General features: G+C 47.8%; 13 protein-coding genes and 1 pseudogene. 4 read left to right on the top strand and 10 right to left on the bottom strand.

Going from position 1 to position 18065, the window contains the following annotated elements:
* Nucleotides 1-21 precede the first annotated feature (21 nt).
* Together LBCZ_RS06295 and obgE are read right to left on the bottom strand one after the other, a co-directional pair.
* Nucleotides 22-2025: an acyltransferase family protein gene (locus LBCZ_RS06295; RefSeq protein ID WP_025012913.1), complete on the bottom strand. Its 2004-nt coding sequence runs from the start codon at nt 2023-2025 to the stop codon at nt 22-24.
* Nucleotides 2026-2065: 40 nt separating this feature from the next.
* The gene (gene obgE, locus LBCZ_RS06290; RefSeq protein WP_025012912.1) at nt 2066-3352 is read right to left on the bottom strand and encodes a GTPase ObgE; all 1287 of its coding nucleotides are present in this window, start codon (nt 3350-3352) and stop codon (nt 2066-2068) included.
* A 248-nt stretch (nt 3353-3600) separates the two neighbouring features.
* Between obgE and LBCZ_RS06285 the strand changes: the two genes are divergently transcribed.
* Genes LBCZ_RS06285 through LBCZ_RS06275 form a run of 3 tightly spaced genes read left to right on the top strand, consistent with a single transcriptional unit; the run spans nt 3601 to nt 7241 of the window.
* The gene (locus tag LBCZ_RS06285; protein ID WP_010488501.1) at nt 3601-4350 is read left to right on the top strand and encodes a DeoR/GlpR family DNA-binding transcription regulator; all 750 of its coding nucleotides are present in this window, start codon (nt 3601-3603) and stop codon (nt 4348-4350) included.
* Nucleotides 4347-5261 carry a 1-phosphofructokinase gene (gene pfkB / locus LBCZ_RS06280; RefSeq protein WP_025012911.1) on the top strand — a complete coding sequence of 305 codons (915 nt, stop codon included), beginning with the start codon at nt 4347-4349 and terminating at the stop codon, nt 5259-5261. Before LBCZ_RS06285 ends, pfkB begins: the two co-directional genes overlap by 4 nt.
* A gap of 9 nt (nt 5262-5270) precedes the next feature.
* Nucleotides 5271-7241 (top strand): PTS fructose transporter subunit IIABC, encoded by a 1971-nt coding sequence (locus tag LBCZ_RS06275; RefSeq protein WP_039638981.1) that lies wholly within the window; start codon nt 5271-5273, stop codon nt 7239-7241.
* Between the two features lie 110 nt (nt 7242-7351).
* Here LBCZ_RS06275 and uvrC read toward each other — a convergent pair whose 3' ends face one another.
* From uvrC to LBCZ_RS06260, 3 genes are all read right to left on the bottom strand, one after another.
* Nucleotides 7352-9160: an excinuclease ABC subunit UvrC gene (gene uvrC / locus LBCZ_RS06270; protein WP_025012910.1), complete on the bottom strand. Its 1809-nt coding sequence runs from the start codon at nt 9158-9160 to the stop codon at nt 7352-7354.
* A 178-nt stretch (nt 9161-9338) separates the two neighbouring features.
* Complete coding sequence (locus tag LBCZ_RS06265) at nt 9339-10085, bottom strand: amino acid ABC transporter ATP-binding protein (RefSeq protein ID WP_010488519.1); 747 nt, start codon at nt 10083-10085, stop codon at nt 9339-9341.
* Complete coding sequence (locus tag LBCZ_RS06260) at nt 10075-11532, bottom strand: ABC transporter substrate-binding protein/permease (RefSeq protein ID WP_025012909.1); 1458 nt, start codon at nt 11530-11532, stop codon at nt 10075-10077. Before LBCZ_RS06260 ends, LBCZ_RS06265 begins: the two co-directional genes overlap by 11 nt.
* A 328-nt stretch (nt 11533-11860) precedes the next feature.
* On the opposite strand from LBCZ_RS06260, the gene LBCZ_RS16090 reads away from it, so the two are divergent.
* Entirely contained in the window at nt 11861-12022 is a 162-nt protein-coding gene (locus LBCZ_RS16090; protein WP_041084721.1) for an SPJ_0845 family protein, read from the top strand.
* 150 nt (nt 12023-12172) lie between these two features.
* On the opposite strand, the gene LBCZ_RS06250 is transcribed toward LBCZ_RS16090, so the two are convergent.
* From LBCZ_RS06250 to LBCZ_RS06230, 5 genes and pseudogenes are all read right to left on the bottom strand, one after another.
* Complete coding sequence (locus LBCZ_RS06250; protein ID WP_025012908.1) at nt 12173-12463, bottom strand: nucleoside triphosphate pyrophosphohydrolase family protein; 291 nt, start codon at nt 12461-12463, stop codon at nt 12173-12175.
* A complete protein-coding gene (yihA, locus tag LBCZ_RS06245; protein WP_039638978.1) occupies nt 12460-13062 on the bottom strand; it encodes a ribosome biogenesis GTP-binding protein YihA/YsxC in 603 nt (200 codons plus the stop codon). The genes LBCZ_RS06250 and yihA overlap by 4 nt, the downstream gene beginning before the upstream one ends.
* A gap of 199 nt (nt 13063-13261) precedes the next feature.
* Complete coding sequence (gene clpX / locus LBCZ_RS06240; protein WP_010488530.1) at nt 13262-14512, bottom strand: ATP-dependent Clp protease ATP-binding subunit ClpX; 1251 nt, start codon at nt 14510-14512, stop codon at nt 13262-13264.
* Between the two features lie 161 nt (nt 14513-14673).
* On the bottom strand, nt 14674-16014 hold the full coding sequence (tig, locus tag LBCZ_RS06235; RefSeq protein WP_025012907.1) for a trigger factor: 1341 nt from the start codon (nt 16012-16014) through the stop codon (nt 14674-14676).
* 186 nt (nt 16015-16200) lie between these two features.
* Nucleotides 16201-17936: pseudogene (locus LBCZ_RS06230) on the bottom strand (ABC transporter ATP-binding protein).
* Nucleotides 17937-18065 lie beyond the last annotated feature (129 nt).

Raw genomic sequence — 18065 nt, 5'->3', positions numbered from 1 at the left:
GACGCCAGCTTCAATAAAATGTTAATCAGCTGACTGTTTGGTTTTATCCAAAATGGTCTTGGCAATAAACGCCGCATACTGCGGGTTACCTGTTGGATTCATGTGCACCATATCCTTGTAGAACCAATCAGGATGTCCATCAGATTTACGGAACCAGTCAATCACCGTCAGATTCTTATATTGCTTTTGCGCAGCGTCCAACCTGCCATTGACATCATTTTGCCATGCCCGCGTTGGCACCCGCACATTAATCCAGAAGACTTGCCGATCCGGACCAATCGCCTGCATCATCTGAGCAAGCTGTTCGTCGGAAAATGGGCCGTTGGTGCCTAAACCGATTAACACAACGTTCGCTAACACGCCTTTTTCCGCATAACTGCGAACCAGATCAATACTATTGATCATTTGCCGAGATACAGCCGCATCAATCACTGCTTTAGGGAAAATCTTCTGTAGGCCCTCTTGCCCGTCAAGCATGACTGAGTCGCCAATCGCGGTTAATCCCAGATCCTGGGCCCGTTGCAATTCGATTTGGGTTAAGCCATATTGTTCATACTCTTGGTTAACCGGATGGGCCTTGGCTTGCGAAGCATACTTCGACTCCTGTGCACGGGATCGCGATTTTTGTTCAGTTTTATTTTTGGCTTCTTTACGCTCTTCGGCTAAGCTAGAACGCATGGCTTCCAGACGCTTGGCCTTTTCCTTAGGCGATTCCGCGCGTTTCTTAAGTTGTTTGGCCAGCGGCGAGTCGTCGCCAACCGCCTTAGCTGATGGTGCCTTGGCTAAACCAACACTGCCAATCGCCAGAATGACCAACGCTGCATAGCTGATCCAACGCGCCTTGCCCATACGTTTCTTCGGATCGGCCAACCCCTTGATAAACGCCCAGGTTTTATGATAGTCAAAATGCGCCGCTGGTTGCTCAATCCATCGATACGAAGCCTCGGAGATCGCCACGATTAAGACGACTTCAATCACCGGATACAAAACCGGATGATCGGCAATGTTGCGGAAACGATTCTCCCAGAAAATCATGACCGGAAATTGGTAAAGGTACAAGCCATAACTGCGACTACCGATATAGCTAAACAATGGATTACTCAGCAGGCGATCAAAATGCGCCGCCGGATGGGCAACAACCGCAACCAGAATCGTCGTCAAAATGGAGAACAGCACCATGCCGCCTTCATAAAGAAAGCTGCTTTGGCCGTCAACCGTGAAGACCATGGCTAATAAACCAACGAAGCTCACCGTTCCCATTAAATCGAGACTAACCACCCACTTTCGCGGTAAATGCTCCGAAAGCCGACCACTTGGCCAAATGAACGCTAAGGCGGCACCGAGCAAAATCGAAAACGCCCGTGTGTCGGTACCATAGTACAATCGGCTCGGATCAAAGGCAGCAGGTGACGTGTGCGCAACGGTCATCATATATAAGATGGCCATCCACGCCCCGCTGGCTGCTGCCAAAATCAAGACAATATTGGCGATCTGATGGCGGTTTTTGACTAACAGCAGCAAACCTAAAACCAGAAATGGCCAGACTAAATAATACTGTCCTTCAATTGAGAGCGTCCATAAATGAGTGAAAGGCGATTCGCCGTTAGCATAGCGCGCAAAATAAGACTGACCGTTCAAAATCTGCCACCAATTATAGACATAAAGTAAATTGGTCAACACCATCATATGCAGATTGTGCAGGAGATTTTGCGAAAAAAGCGTGATATAAGCTGCAGTTCCAAACAAAACGGTAATGAGTGCCGGATAAAGACGTTTAAATCGCCGAATGAAAAAACTCTTAAAATCAATTCGCCCATTGCGATTAAACTCGATCAATAAGCCATCCGTAATTAAATAACCGGACACAACCATGAAGATCGGGACACCTAGGTAACCACCCCGAAATAATTCGGGACGCAAATGATACAGGATAACACCAATGACACCAATTGTCCGTAAACCGTCAAATCCATGAATATACCGGCGCTTTCGTCTACGCGTCTGTTTCAATTGAGGCCCCACCATTCTTTAAAAAGATTACTGCTCCCAGCTAGTTCACTGGAGATTATTCAACAAATTCAAAGGTAAAATCATCAATCGCAACTAAATCGCCGCTTTGCGCACCTGCTTCGCGCAGCGCATCGTCAACACCCATACTCCGTAACTGCCGCGCAAACCGCATGACGCCATCTTCGTGATCAAGATTCGCCATCTTAAACGCGCGTTCCACTTTTTCACCGGTTAAAACAAAGGTGCCATCGCTATCCCGCGTCACCTTCAAGGCCGGTTCAGGAGCAAACTTGTAATCGGCGGTTTTAACGTTTTCCTGTTTCGGTTCAAATTGTGGTGCGGTTTTCAGCACTTGCGCGGTGCGATGCATTAACGGCATGACCCCGCGATGCGTCAGACTGGAAATTTCAAAAATATTGGCTGGATCAATGCCACGCTTAAGCAAAGCTGCTTTAAACTCAGCAAATCTTTCATCTGCACCTGGCAGATCCATTTTCGTCGCAACAATTAATTCCGGCCGCTTTAAGATATTCTCATCATAAGCACCTAGTTCGCGACGAATCTGGTCATAATCTTCCAGCGGTTCGCGGCCGTTTTCCGGATCCATTTCAACCAGATGCAACAGAACCCGCGTCCGCTCAACATGCCGCAAAAACTGGATACCAAGGCCGACACCATGTGAGGCGCCTTCAATTAAACCCGGCAAATCAGCCATGACAAAATCGGTGCCATCGTCGAGCTGCACCATGCCAAGGTTTGGCACTAATGTCGTAAACTGATACGCAGCAATCTTGGGCTTAGCCTGCGTGACCACCGACAATAAAGTTGACTTGCCGACTGACGGGAACCCAACCAGACCGACATCAGCGAGGACTTTCAACTCCAATTTAATGAAGCGATGTTGTCCGGGTTCACCGTTTTCGGCAATTTCCGGCGCAGTGTTTTTGGGCGACACAAAATGAATATTACCGCGCCCGCCACGACCGCCTTTGGCAACAACCAGTTCTTGCCCTGGCTTCGTCAAATCACCGAGGACTTCGCCAGTATCGGCATCGGTGACCGTGGTTCCTGCTGGCACGGCAATCCGTCGATCTTCAGCTGCGCGCCCATACATGGACTTGCCCTGACCATTGCCACCGGCCGGCGCTTTGAAGTGGCGTTGGTATCTGAAGTCCATCAAGGTTCGCAACCCTTCATCGACATATAAAATGATACTACCACCACGGCCGCCATCACCTCCAGCCGGGCCGCCAAACGGCACGAATTTCTCACGCCGAAACGCGACCATGCCGTCACCGCCTTTGCCCGCCTGAACTTCTACTTGTACCTGATCGACAAACATTGGCGATCCCCTTTCTGAAAAAACATAATTTATAATTATACCCGTTAACCCGCCATCCGCATAGCAGATCGCATGTCTTTCTTATTTTACCACGTCAGACAGTAGGACAAGTACTTTAAGCACAACAAATGAAAAAAGTGCAAAGTCCCTTGTAACAAGCCTGTTTTTGATCGTTGTGAATGTTTTTAACGGTTTTAGGTTGATTTTGAACGTTTCATCAGTATAATGAAGAGCGAGGTGAAACGAAAGTGCTTACAGAAGAACGGCGACAATACATTCTTAGCCAGTTACAACAGCATACTGTCGTCAAATCCAAAGCGTTAATGGCGGCTTTGGATGCGTCAGAATCAACCATTCGGCGAGATTTGGACGAACTTGAAGCAGCGGGCGAACTTAAACGGATTCACGGCGGTGCCAAACGAATTAACGGCCTTGGCGACGAACCCGATGTGGCCAGCAAGTCGACCCAAAATTTACGCGCCAAACAAGCTATTGCTCGCGCCGCCGCCCACCAAGTCGAACAGGATGATCTGGTTTTCCTGGACGCCGGGACCACGACAGCCCAACTCATCCCTTTTCTGGCTGACCTTGGGGTGACGGTGATCACGACCGGTGTTGATAATGCCTCTTTACTGGCGGATTATCAAATTCCGACACTGATGCTTGGCGGCATGGTTAAGTCAGCAACCAAAGCGCTTATTGGCGCTACCACTGCAGAAGCACTTCATCACTATCGTTTCGATATTGCCTTTATCGGCACGAATGGTATTCACCCTGAGTTTGGGAACACCACGCCTGATCCGGAAGAAGCCGTGATCAAGCGCTTGGCGATTCATCAAGCACGTCAGCCGATGATTCTTGCCGATCCAAGTAAGTTCGAACAGGTCAGTTTCGTGAAATTCGCCGACATTGGCGATGTCACGATTCTCACCAGTTCATTACAAGGACTGCCAGCAGGTTACCACCGGTTCCAAAATATTAAGGAGGTTCATTCTTGATCTATTCAGTTACGCTCAACCCTTCGATTGATTATGTCATCGAATTGCCGCAACTTGACCTTGGTGCCGTCAATCGTTTGACTCACGCGGTTAAGCTGCCAGGCGGTAAAGGCATTAATGTCAGCCGAATTCTTCAGACACTTGGCTTGCCGACAACTGCTTGGGGATTTCTCGGGGGATTCACCGGCACTTTTATTCAACAACAACTCGATGCCATCGCGATGCCTTGTGACTTCACGAAGATCAAAGGTGATACCCGAATTAACGTCAAACTCAAAGCTGAATCGGAAACCGAACTCAACGCAAGCGGGCCAACCATTACCAATGATGAAATTGCCGACTTTAAAGCAAAGCTAGCCAAACTCGCAGTCGGCGATGTCGTCGTGATGTCTGGCAGTTTGCCACAAGGGCTGCCGGCCACTTTTTATCGTGACTTAATTCCGGCCATCCACGAGCATCAAGCCGATTTTGTTATTGACACCACCGGCCAGGCACTGCTGGACACGCTTCCGGATCATCCACTGGTCGTCAAGCCCAATCATCATGAACTCGCAGCCTTATTCAACGACAAGCCGTATGCCGACAATGATGCCATTATTAAGGCTGGTCGCCGCTTATTGGATCAAGGGGCACAGCACGTTTTGATTTCGATGGCTGGTGCCGGGGCCTTGATGATTGAACGCGATCATGCTTGGCTCGGGACAGTTCCAAAGCAGCCGGCCGTCAACTCGGTCGGTGCCGGTGATAGTATGCTGGCGGGCTTTACCGGAACGTTTGCCCAAACCCATGACGCCTTGGAAAGTTTCAAGGTCGGTATCGCGTGCGGTTCTGCGACTGCCTTTTCCAAGGATCTTGCCACTGCCGATAAAATCGCTGCTGTTAAACAAACCATCAGCATCACTGAAGTTTAGGAGGACAAAATGGACATTCGTGACTTACTACTAAAAAATGTCATGATCATGGATCTCAAAGGAACCACCAAAGAGGCTGTGATCAATGAAATGGTCGACAAGTATCACGCAGAAGGCATTGTAACCGATGCCGACGAGTATCGTCAGGATATTTTAAAACGTGAAGCCGAGTCCACCACTGGGATTGGCGAAGGCATTGCGATGCCTCACGCCAAAGACAGTGCCGTTACCCGGGCAACGGTACTTTTTGCCAAAAGTGCCAAGGGTGTTGACTTTAACGCGCTCGATGGCCAGCCGGTACATTTGTTCTTCATGATTGCCGCCCCTGAAGGCGCCAACAATGAACATCTGGCCGCTCTGGCTGCCCTATCTTCCCTTTTAATCAATCCAAAACTGGTAGCGGACTTGAAGCAAGCCAAAACACCGGACGAGGTACTGGATTTATTCGGCAAGGCTCAAGCCGAAAAAGTTGCTAAAGATAAAAAAGAGGCTGAAGCGGAAAAAGCACAGGAAGCTAAAGATGCTGCCGCTAAGCAAGCCGAATTCAAAGAAGAAAAGCGTAAAGAGCGACCATTTATCGTGGCTGTCACTGCCTGCCCGACCGGGATCGCCCACACGTACATGGCGGAGGCTGCGTTAAAAGAAACTGCGGAGAAGATGGGTGTCGATATTAAAGTCGAAACCAACGGCTCCGAAGGGATCAAGCATAAATTAACCGACAGCGATATCAACCGAGCAACCGGGGTCATCGTTGCTGCTGATAAAAAGGTCGAGATGGATCGGTTCAACGGTAAGAAGTTGCTGAACCGGCCTGTCATCGATGGCATCAAAAAGCCTGAAGAATTAATCGAAGAAACCCTTAAAGGTCAGGGGCAGGTCTTCCACGCAAGCGGTGCGGATGCACAAAGTTCTGATACTGAAGAAACTTCTGGTGGTAGCCTCTGGAATCGCATTTACAAAGACCTGATGAACGGTGTTTCCAACATGCTGCCATTCGTTGTCGGCGGCGGGATTATCATGGCGATCTCATTCATCCTTGAACAATGGTTGGGTAAGACTTCCATGTGGTTCACCTTCACTAATAATCTGGGGACATTTGCTTTTAGCTTCCTGGTCCCAGTACTAGCGGCGTATATCGCTGAATCTATCGGTGATCGACCAGCCTTGATGCCTGGGTTCGTTGGTGGTTATATGGCAACGGTCGCTTCCGCTTCGGTTGTGAAGGCCCAGAATCCGGCTGGTTTCTTAGGCGGTCTGGTTGCTGGGTTTGCTGCCGGCTGGATGATCGTTGGTCTGAAAAAGGCCTTGGCCAAAATGCCGAAGTCACTGGACGGCATGCGCACCATCCTGCTTTATCCTGTGATTGGCTTGGCCATTATGGGCCTGCTGATGTTCTTCATCATCAACCCGATCTTTGCCGCGATCAACGGGGCGTTAATCAGTTTCCTTGAAGGTATGGGAACCGGTAATGCCATTCTCATCGGTGTCATTTTGGCTGCCATGATGAGTATCGATATGGGCGGCCCGTTCAACAAGGCTGCTTACACGTTTGCCATCGGGGTTTATCAGGCATCTGGCTTTAAAGACGGCCGTTGGATGGCTGCTGTCATGATCGGCGGGATGATTCCACCATTGGCCATTGCGGTTGCCTCCACCTTCTTCCCGAAGAAATTCACGTTGCAGGAACGTAATGCCGGCTTATCCAACTATGCACTTGGGTTGACCTTTATTACTGAAGGTGCGATTCCATTTGCCGCGACCGATCCCGTGCATATTATCGGTAGTTCCGTTGTTGGCTCCGCGATTGCCGGCGGTTTAACCCAGCTCTGGCACGTCAACGTTCCGGCACCGCATGGCGGCATTGTGGCCCTTCTGCTAACAAATCAGAAACTCGGGTTCGTCATGTCACTCATCATCGGGACTGTCATTGCCGCATTAATTCTTGGCTTCTGGCGCCCGGTGGCTAAAGAGAATCAATGATTCGTTTTAGCGCAGGTTCAACCTGTACCATTAATTGATGCTCAAATAAAAAATCGCAGCGACAAACAAATCGCTGCGATTTTTTTGTATCCAATTTTTCTGAGTAAGACTTAAACCCGACGCGCTGGCGTTGGATCAGCCGTTAGCGAAAGTTTCAACGCCTGCGCCACGCGTTTGGAAATCCCAAGCTCCTGAATGTCTTCGATCGGCGCTTCTTTGATTTTGGTGATTGTTTTAAACTTACGCAACAACTTCAGGCGGGTCTTGGGACCGACACCCTTGATGCCTTCCAAACGCGATGCCAGTGAGTTCTTGGCATGCAACTGACGGTGAAATGAAATTGCAAACCTGTGGACCTCATCCTGGATGCGTTCCAGTAAATAAAAGCCCTGTGACTTCGGATCCAAATTAATCATTTGATCAGCATTGCCAAACAGAAGCGCTGCCGTCTTATGCTTGTTATTCTTAACCATCCCTGCAACTGGAATATCGAGGTTCAATTCATTTTCCAAAACGTCCTTGGCGGCATTCATTTCAATTTCGCCGCCATCCATCAAAATCAAATCTGGCAGTGCCGCATGTTCCTTTAACAACCGGGTATATCGCCGCCGGATGACCTCACGCGTATTCGCCGCTTCGTCCGCACCATTATGAGTTTTGTCAGCATCCAACTTATATTTGCGATAGTTGTTCTTGACTGGCTGTCCGTCAACAAATTGAACCATTGCAGAAACCGGATCGGCACCTTGAATATGACTGTGGTCAAAAGCTTCAACCACATGGCCCATTGGTAACTTTAACGCCGCCATCAATTCCTTCATAGCCCCGATTGTTGTGCGATTATCCAATTCCATCAAACGAAACTTATCTTCGAGTTTGATTTGGCTGTTCTTCGCGGCTAATGCCATCAGATCGCGTTTCTCGCCTCGTTGCGAGGTACGCACCGGAACACCTAGGATGTCAGCAAGCACTTTATTATCCAACCCTGCCGGCACCAAAACTTCATGTGGTTTGACATTATTTTTGCGACTATAAAACTGCAAAATGAAGGATTCGAACTCTTCTTTTGCCGTGTTGACAACCGGAAAAAGCCGCGATTCGCGCTTCATTAACCGCGCCTGACGAATGAAGAAGACCTGGATGCTGATCCAGCCTTTGTCCATATAGAAATTAAACAAATCACGCGTGGTATTGTCATTCGAAATAATCTTTTGCTTTTCAACGGTCTGTTCAATGTAATACAACTGGTCACGAATCTCCGCCGCCCGTTCGAACTGCAGATTTTTGGCTGCCCGCTCCATTTTTGCCGTCAGACTGGCCTTGGCTTTGCTGACGTTACCATTCAGGAAACGTTTGATCCGAGCAATCTGGTCGGCATATTCTTTTTCCGGTACAGTGCGAAAACATGCGCCCAGACACTGACCCATGTGATAATACAGACACGGCCGTCCTTGATACCCATTGCACCGACGTAATGGGTACACTTTTTGAATAAAGTGCATCGTTTCCTGCGCCGCATAAACATTGGGATACGGACCGAAGTAGTAGCCGCCATCTTTGCGAATCGTGCCGGTGATTTCAATTTTTGGATCGCGCTCGTGAGTAATCTTGATGTAAGGATAGCCAGTCCCCTTTTTGAGCTTGATGTTGTAATACGGCTGGTACTTTTGAATCAACGTGATTTCAAGCAAAAACGCTTCTTTATTCGTCGAGGTCACAATATAGTCAAAATCAGCCACCTGTGCCACCATCGCTGCTACTTTGCCATCATGTGAGCTCTTGAAGTAAGAGCGAACGCGATTCTTTAGATTTTTGGCCTTACCGACATAAATAATCTTCCCGTTAATATCTTTCATCTGGTAACTGCCGGGCAGATCCGGCAGCAACGATAATTTATGCTCAATGTGTGCTGATGCCATCGTAATCTCCTTATAAAACAAATGTTCGCTTAACATTATAAAGATTCTAAAATTAGATTGCAAGCGACGCACTTGCCACGTACAGCCGCGAATGTGAAGCTATTTGCTAGCGCACCTTACGTCCACCCAAAGAAAAACCTTACCCAGAAAATGCCGGATAAGGTCATGAGATAAAAACTTATTGTGCCAAAATCTTGGACAGGAAATCCTGCGTCCGCGCTTCCTTGGGGTGTTCGAACAGTTCTTCAGGTGTGCCTTTTTCAAGAATTTTGCCGCCGTCCATGAACCATACTTGGTCAGCCACGCTGCGGGCAAAGCCCATTTCATGGGTCACCACCACCATCGTCATGCCGGTTTTGGCAAGATCCTGCATAACCTTGAGCACCTCCCCGACCATTTCGGGATCCAATGCACTGGTCGGTTCGTCGAATAGCATGACATCCGGATGCATCGCCAGCGCCCGGGCAATGGCCACCCGCTGCTGTTGGCCACCGGAAAGACTGGCTGGGTAAGCATCGGCCTTTTCACCCAAGCCAACCTGTTCCAGAAGTTCCTTGGCCGTTTTGGTTGCTTCTTCATCCGTCACGGTTTTGACTTTTAACGGCGCCAGCTTGATATTTTCCAAAACCGTCATATTCGGGAAAAGGTTGAAGCTTTGGAACACCATGCCCATTTTTTCTCGGACGTTGTCAAGCTGCTTTTCGCTGAGATCAACCAAATTGGTGCCTTCAAACAGGATCTCGCCTTGTGTCGGCCGATTAAGCAGATTCAGGCTACGCAAAAAGGTACTTTTCCCGCCGCCGGATGCGCCGATCACAACAATTACGTCACCTTGATTGATCGTTTCGCTAATGTCATTCAAAACCACATTGTCACCAAACTTCTTGGTCAGGTGGTTGATTTGAATTAAAGGTTTATGCTGCATGATTCATCTTCCTTTCAAAATGACTCAGGAGCTTGGACAGCCCGAATGTCAGGACAAAGTAAAGGACCATGGCAACCAGAATTGGTTGAACCCCTTTGTACGTCGCGGTTTGAACCACTGTCAGCTGATAAATCAGGTCCGTGACCCCAATGATGGAGACAATGGAGCTTTCCTTAATCAGCGAGATAAATTCATTCCCCAACGCCGGCCAGATATTCTTGATGGCTTGCGGTAAAACAACGCTCGTCATCGTTTGCCGTTCGGATAGCCCAAGCGAACGTGCTGCTTCGGTTTGCCCGACCGGAATGCTATCGATCCCGCTTCGGATAATCTCCGCCACATACGCAGCGGAATTAAGCGATACCGCGATAAGTCCGGCGACCAGTGCCGGAATGTCGATAAAAATCCCGATCCCGAAGTAGACAAACATGACCTGAATCATCAACGGCGTGCCTCGAACAAATTCGATGTAAGCAACCCCGATGAGATGTGGCAGGCGGTGTTTGCTCAACCGCAATAAGGCAAAAATCGTACCAAGCAAGACCCCGAAGAACGCCCCAATGGCACTGATGAGTAAGGTGTACTCAACCCCTTTAAGGAAATAAGTCCAGTAGTGCAGCATACTCGTATCTTCGGTATTCATCTTCATGTAACTGCCAGCGGTTTTAAGATATTGTGGAATCAGCTTTTTCTGTTTGATCTCCGCCAGACTCTTATTAGCCGCTGCCACCAGTGAATCGGATCCTTTGGCAAACCCAATCGCCGTCCCCATCGTGTCGCTGGAGAGATTAAAATGTCCGGGGATTTCGACAAGTGAATCGTCATTGGACGTATACGCCTGAGCAACCGCCCCCTCAGCCACAACGCCGGCCACTTTATGCGTCTTCAACGCCAAGATTAAATCGGTCACCTTCGTCAATCCCAGCGTCGTGCTTGATTTCATCTGGCTTTTAGCTAAGGTTTCTTGAAGACTTCCGTTTTGGACCCCGACTTTTTTATTGGCGAAGCTTTTGTGGTCCTTATAAATCTTGGCATCGGTTTTGTTGATGATAATATCCTGGCCCGATTTATAATACGTGTTGGAAAAGTCAATTGATTTGCGGCGGGCATTGGTTGGCGACATTGCGGCAAGCACCATATCAACCTTGCCCGACTGCAAGGCGACCAGCAATGAACTAAAATTCATCTGCTTAATCACCAGCTTGACGCCAAGATCTTTCGCAATTTTACGGGCAACCTCGACATCCATGCCGACAACCTGATTCTTACCATGTTTATTCACCAAAAACTCATAAGGTGCATAATCGGGGCTTGTCCCCATGACAATTGTGCCCTTTTGTTGAATCTTTGCCAAACTGTCATCAGCGTGAACAGTTTGCATATTTAAGGTCACAACTGCGGCAAAAACTGCGAACAAAGCGACTAACCAGCGTTTCAAATGATTCATAATACCCTCCTTGATTACAAGAACGTACTATACGCTAAAATTCATTTTTATGCAACTAATATTCATAATTTGATTTTCAGCAATTTACTTGATAGATATTGGCATCCTTGACTGACAGGGTGGCGACTTTCAACTACCTGCGCCAAGGCACGTCTCTTCTTTTAAATGCGTTCTCTGGCGCGGAAGTCTGCGTGTAAGGACCTTGGTCGCAATGGCCAAGCCCGGTCGGTCTGTGACTTTCTTGCGCAAAAACGCGTTCACCGGCGCAGGAGCCTAGACGCTTCGGATTGTTGATGCTATACTTTCACCAAGGAAAGGGGTGGCGTGCATGGCACTTAAGATCAACACTCAAACCAACCTGAACGACATGTTCGATAAATTCGCAAGTTTGCCTGGCGATAAGGAACAGGCAACCGGGCCGGATCCGAAACATCAAGAGAAACTGGCTAAAAAAGCGCATAAAACCGACGACAAAAAAGCAAAAGATTAACTTTGTCTTTCAGTACGATGCATTAAAAAAAGCGAACACCAAAAAAGATTCAAGCGTTGCTCCTCGACGCCTGAATCTTTTTTATATCCATGTTTGGTGCAACGACGTAAGTTATCCGCAGTTGCACCTAGCTGAAGTTTTAATTGGCGATTACTTCTTTGATTGCGGATACCGCTTTGCCAACGTCTTAATATTGTCGTTCGCGACATCATCAAACTCAATATCTGCCCATAAAGCAATCTGTGAAAGGTACCACAGCACATCGCCTAATTCATGTTTCAGCTCTTCTTTGTCCAGATCCTGACCTTGGAAAGTATACTTTTTAATCAAGTCAATGGCTTCGCCGCTTTCACTTGCCAAGCCTAAAGACAAATTAGTCAAAACATGTTCGTTCCCAGCCAATGTGCGATTGGCTTTTTGTTGATACTCATTAAAATTCATTTCAAACTTCCCTCCACACCCGCTGTCTGCTCCAACCACGACCAAATGGCATCATAACCTTCACCTGTCACGGCCGAAAACGGAATTACCACATCCGTTTGGTTCAAGTCCATGCGTTTGGTAATTTGCTTAACCACATGCAGCCGTTTGCTTTTAGGCGTTTTATCGATTTTGGTCGCCACAACCAGTGTTTTAATTTGATAGTACTTTAAGTATTGATACATGCTGATGTCGTCGGCTGTCGGATCATGCCGGCTATCCACTAGCAACACGGCACCATGCAGCGGCTGCCGTGTTGTCAGGTACGTCTCGATCATCGCGGCAAACTTCGCCCGTGCCGCTTTACTGACCTTAGCATAGCCATAGCCAGGAACGTCAACAAAAAACAGCCGACTATCAAGGTCATAAAAATTAAGCGTCTGGGTTTTCCCAGGCACGCTAGAAGTTCGCGCCATGGCTTTGCGCTTGATCAGTTTATTAATGAGTGAAGACTTTCCAACATTGCTCCGTCCGAGAAAGGCAATCTCCGGACGACCATCTTTAGGATATTGCGCAGCTGCCACTGCACTGATTGTCAGTTTGACATCATGGACGTCCATCTTGAATGGCCTCCTTTTCTTGTTATCACTTTAATCGACGCAAGTACGCCGTTGCCTTCAATAGTTTAGCATACTTTGCAGGCACTCGCCTCACCGATCGGCAGGATAAAGATAAGCAGGCGTGCCACTAAGTAATGCGCTACAAACGCAAAAAAGCACCAGGCTGTTGCACCTGATGCTTCCTCATGCCTATCTATTATTAGGATGCTTCGCGGCCCTTGGTTAAAACCAATTGTGGCTTAGCTTTGCCTTCGACGGCTGCCTTGGTAACAACCACCTTGTCCACATCGCTGCGGCTTGGCAGATCAAACATGGTGTCTTGCATAATGGCTTCCATGATCGACCGCAATCCACGCGCCCCAGTGTCACGGACAATTGCCTGATGAGCAATGGCCTTCAACGCGTTAGGTGTGAATTCCAGATCGGTATCATCCAGACTCAACAATTTTTGATACTGCTTAACCAGTGCATTCTTAGGTTCTGTCAAAATGCGAACCAAGTCATTCTCGTTAAGTTTCTCCAAAGCTGCCAGAATCGGGATACGGCCAATGAATTCAGGAATAATCCCAAACTGCATCAAGTCTTCTGGAATAATCTGCTGCATCAAGGATTTATCCGGATCAACTTGATTGTTGGAGTCCGTGCCAAAGCCGATGGTCTTCTCGCCGATTCGATTCTTCACGATACTTTCAATACCGTCAAAAGCACCACCAACGATAAAGAGGATGTTGGTCGTATCGATTTGAATGAATTCCTGCTGGGGATGCTTACGGCCACCCTGCGGCGGAACATTGGCAATGGTACCTTCCAGAATCTTCAGAAGTGCCTGTTGAACGCCTTCACCTGAGACATCCCGGGTAATCGAAACGTTCTCGGCCTTTTTGGCGATCTTATCGATTTCGTCAATGTAGACGATCCCTTTTTCCGCCCGCTCAACGTCATAATCGGCATTTTGCAACAATTTAAGCAAAATGTTCTCGACATCTTCACCGACATAACCGGCTTCGGTCAACGTTGTCGCATCCGCAATGGCAAACGGCACGTTGAGAATCTTGGCAAGTGTCTGTGCCAGGAACGTCTTCCCTGAACCGGTTGGCCCGATCAGCGCAATGTTGCTCTTTTGGAGCTCGGTATCGTCTTTCGTTGCCGTCTGCATCTGATTAACCCGCTTGTAGTGGTTATAAACGGCAACCGAAAGCGCCTTCTTGGCGGCATCTTGACCAATAACATAGTCGTTAAGGGTCTTCATGATCTCAATTGGCTTCGGTACTTCTAGCAGATTTTGATAGGCTTCTTCTTTAAATTCTTCGTCAATGATCTCTTTGCAGAGGTCAATACATTCATTACAAATATAAACCCCAGGGCCAGCAACGATTTTCTTCACTTGATCCTGTGACTTGCCGCAAAAAGAGCAAGTAACCGGACCCGTTGTTTCAACGTTGTCAAACATCTGATTCAACCCTTTCTTGTTACCTTTATTCTACCAGAACCGTCAAGTACCGACTAGCAACGACACAGTTAGGCTTTGTCAACAAAACTGCTTGCTAGATACGTGCCTCAAGACGACAAAAGAGACGATCAAGGATCGTCTCTTTGACGCGACATTGACACCTATTTATCGGTTTCACTATCAGAATCAGCCTTGTCAGCTTCTTCGTCCTTGGCCGGTTCAACTTCTTTGGCGTTATCCGTAATGATACCAATGGCTTCTTTAACACCGATATCATGCTTCAGCATATCTTCGCTTAAAGCCTGACGAACAGCCTTTTCATCCATGTTGTATTCAGAGGCAAGATTCTTAACCTCTTCCTTAACCTGATCCTCGGTTGGCTGAATATCTTCAGCTTTTACAATCGCTTCAAGAACCAAGTTAGTACGAACACGGGTTTCGGCGTCGGCCTCAAACTGCTTGTGCAAATCAGCTTCGGTCGTACCGGTTAGTTGATAGTACATCTTCGGGTCGATCCCTTGGCGTTGCATATTGCCAAGATATTGATCCATCTGATTGTGCACTTCTTGTTCGATCATGGCACTAGGCACTTCTTCGATCGTCGCATTCTCGGTTGCTTTCTTGATTGCCGCTTCCTGCACAGCATTCTTGGCAGCTTCCTTACGCTGATCAGTCAGTTCCTTCTTGATCTTTTGCTTCAATTCATCAAGGGTGTCAACATCCTCATCGAGGTCCTTGGCAAAGTCATCATCAAGCTCTGGCAATTCTTTAACCTTGACTTCATGAATCGTTGTTTTGAATTCTGCGGCTTTACCAGCAAGATCGGTGGCTTTGTAGTCATCCGGGAAGGTCACTTTTACCGTGACTTCATCGCCGGATTTGTGGCCGACAAGCTGTTCTTCAAAGCCAGGAATAAAGGAGTTGGATCCTAATTTCAGGCTATAGTTCTTGGACGAGCCGCCATCGAATTCTTTGCCATCGATAGTGCCAACATAGTCAATGACAACCGTGTCACCGTTTTCGGCTGCTTTATCATCCTTGACCACCAGTTCAGCTTGTTGTTCACGACGCTTTTCCAGTTCAGCGTTAACATCGTCGTCAGATACCTCAACATCTTGCTTAGGCACTTCAACGCCTTTATATTCGCCAAGCTTAACTTCAGGCTTAACCGTAACATTTGCCTTGATAACCCAAGGCTTGCCTTCGTCCATCGACTCAACATCGATTTTCGGCTGGTCGACTGGATCGATCCCGGATTCTTTAACCGCTGCTTCATACGCATCCGGCAACAAAATATTTAACGCGTCTTCATATAATGCCGCGTCACCGTACATCCGCTTGAACACCGTGCGGCTTACTTTGCCTTTTCGGAATCCAGGAACGGTCAGGTTCTTACGAACACGTTGAAACGCCTGGTCTAAACCTTGTTGAATTTTTGGTAAATCGATTTCAAAAGTGAGTTCACCATCATTGGTGCCCTTTTTTTCCCATTTTGCAGACATGCTGTACCTCCGACAATTAGTCTCGCAATTCACATTGCATACTTAATGTATGATACCCGAAACCAGTGGGAATGTAAACGTTGTGCCGGAAAAAGGCGACATTAGATGTTCTTTTTTCACATTTAAAACTGGTACATGAGGTTCTCACTGGTGGTGTGAACATTTGCGTATCAGGGTTTTGCCTGACTAATTGAACTGTAAATCATAAAGTTCTTTGTAACGACCGTTTTGCGCCATTAACTGTTCGTGATTACCAGCTTCCACAATTTGACCATGCTCTAACACAAGAATTTTATCAGCGTGTCGCACGGTTGAAAGCCTGTGCGCAATCACTAACGACGTCCGGTCGGCCATTAACCGATCGAAGCTGGCTTGTACAAAACGCTCCGACTCATTGTCCAAGGCTGCGGTTGCTTCATCAAGGATGACAATCGGGGCATTTTTCAAAAAGACCCGCGCAATTGCAATTCGTTGCTTCTGGCCGCCAGATAATCGAATCCCGCGCTCGCCTACCTGAGTCGCCAGACCTTGAGGCAAACTGCGTATAAAATCGGCAATGTTAGCCGCTTCGGCAGCCTGCCAAATCGCCGCCTCGCTGGCAGATGGTGTCCCATATTCAAGATTCTCCTGAATGGTGCCATCGAGCAAAATCACATCTTGCGAAACGATGGCAATCTGTTGGCGTAAACTCATCAGATCCGCCTGGCGCAAATCGATGCCATCCATCAGAATTCGCCCGCCAGTAGGATCATAAAACCGCGCCAATAAATTCGTAATCGTTGTTTTCCCTGCGCCGGAAGAACCCACTAGCGCTACCACTTCTTCTTTATTGATGGCAAAGTTGATGTCGTGCAACACCGGCACATCCTCATCGTAACTGAAGTCAACGTGATCAAACAGAATTTGTTTCTGAAATCGCGGTAAGCGCACGGCGTTTGGCGGCGACACGATTTGCGGTGAAGCGGCCTGCAATGCCTCAATTCGCTCAAATGACACCGTCGCCTGTTGCAATTGTTGAATGAGTCCGTTCAACTGACGAATCGGCGCCTGTAAAATGCCAAGATAAGCGGTATAAGCAACGATCAAACCGACCGTGAACTGGCCATGCATGACCTGAATAGCACCAAAGCCCAAGATAATCGCCGTTCCTAAATAGTTAACGAAGTCGGTTAACGGCGAAAAGGTTGCACTGAGTTTGGTTGCTTTAAGCTGATAGTCACGGTTGCGCGCATTAGCGTGTTGAAATGTGGTTGCTGTCATTTCCTCGGTTGTAAAACTTTTAATCAATCCAATGCTGGTTAAAGCCTGCTGAATTTGATTATTCATCATCCCGGAGCTTGCCCGCACCTGGCGATAAGCAGCCCGAATGCTGCGCACGAAAATATTGTTCAAAACAAATAAAACCGGAAAGGTCAACAAAATCAGTCCGGTCAGTTGCCAATCCTGAACAATCATCAGAACCAGCACCACGACAAAACTGAGCAGGCTGCCAAATAATCCCAGCGTATTGCTCGAAATTAGCCGCTGCAACGATTCACGTCGCTCGTGAGCACCACCATCAGATCACCGGTCTGACTCGTCTCAAAATACCGCATATCCAAGCCTAACGTGTGCCGAAACAAGTCATCACGCATGCGAGCAATCGCATGTAAACTGACCTGCCCGATCCAATAAGTGCTGAGCCCACTTAGCAAGCCGGCCACCGCCGTCAGCAATAATGCCAAGGCAATCGCGCCAAGCAGTGTCCCCATAGCGCGTTGGGGAATCACCTGATCAATAACATATTGCGTTATTCGCGGAACCAGGTACGAAGCCACGGCTACGCCAACTAACGCTACAATGATACGTAACAATTTACGTTTCATATCCGCCAGCTGGCACCAGAAAAATGCGATCATTCGCCAAGTTGTTGATTTCGCCAAATGAATGCCCCCTTTTCCGAAGCTTTATCATATAACAATAATTTTAATTAAGCGATTAAAATGCTCAGGCTTTTATATAAGTGTTGACTAATCTTACGGAAAGTCTCATCATACAACCCAACATGATCT

Origin of the sequence: Lacticaseibacillus casei DSM 20011 = JCM 1134 = ATCC 393 (assembly GCF_000829055.1) — a bacterium.
Lineage (GTDB): Bacteria > Bacillota > Bacilli > Lactobacillales > Lactobacillaceae > Lacticaseibacillus > Lacticaseibacillus casei.
The sequence above is the reverse complement of the archived record's forward strand: the minus strand, read 5'-3'. Positions and strand labels throughout refer to the sequence as shown.

Excerpts from the sequence above, each read along its gene's own strand:
- LBCZ_RS06295 (WP_025012913.1), bottom strand. The coding sequence starts at position 2,025 with ATGGTGGGGCCTCAATTGAAACAGACGCGTAGACGAAAGCGCCGGTAT.
- obgE (WP_025012912.1), bottom strand. The coding sequence starts at position 3,352 with ATGTTTGTCGATCAGGTACAAGTAGAAGTTCAGGCGGGCAAAGGCGGT.
- LBCZ_RS06275 (WP_039638981.1), top strand. The coding sequence starts at position 5,271 with ATGGACATTCGTGACTTACTACTAAAAAATGTCATGATCATGGATCTC.
- uvrC (WP_025012910.1), bottom strand. The coding sequence starts at position 9,160 with ATGGCATCAGCACACATTGAGCATAAATTATCGTTGCTGCCGGATCTG.
- LBCZ_RS06265 (WP_010488519.1), bottom strand. The coding sequence starts at position 10,085 with ATGCAGCATAAACCTTTAATTCAAATCAACCACCTGACCAAGAAGTTT.
- LBCZ_RS06260 (WP_025012909.1), bottom strand. The coding sequence starts at position 11,532 with ATGAATCATTTGAAACGCTGGTTAGTCGCTTTGTTCGCAGTTTTTGCC.
- LBCZ_RS16090 (WP_041084721.1), top strand. The coding sequence starts at position 11,861 with ATGGCACTTAAGATCAACACTCAAACCAACCTGAACGACATGTTCGAT.
- LBCZ_RS06250 (WP_025012908.1), bottom strand. The coding sequence starts at position 12,463 with ATGAATTTTAATGAGTATCAACAAAAAGCCAATCGCACATTGGCTGGG.
- yihA (WP_039638978.1), bottom strand. The coding sequence starts at position 13,062 with ATGGACGTCCATGATGTCAAACTGACAATCAGTGCAGTGGCAGCTGCG.
- clpX (WP_010488530.1), bottom strand. The coding sequence starts at position 14,512 with ATGTTTGACAACGTTGAAACAACGGGTCCGGTTACTTGCTCTTTTTGC.
- tig (WP_025012907.1), bottom strand. The coding sequence starts at position 16,014 with ATGTCTGCAAAATGGGAAAAAAAGGGCACCAATGATGGTGAACTCACT.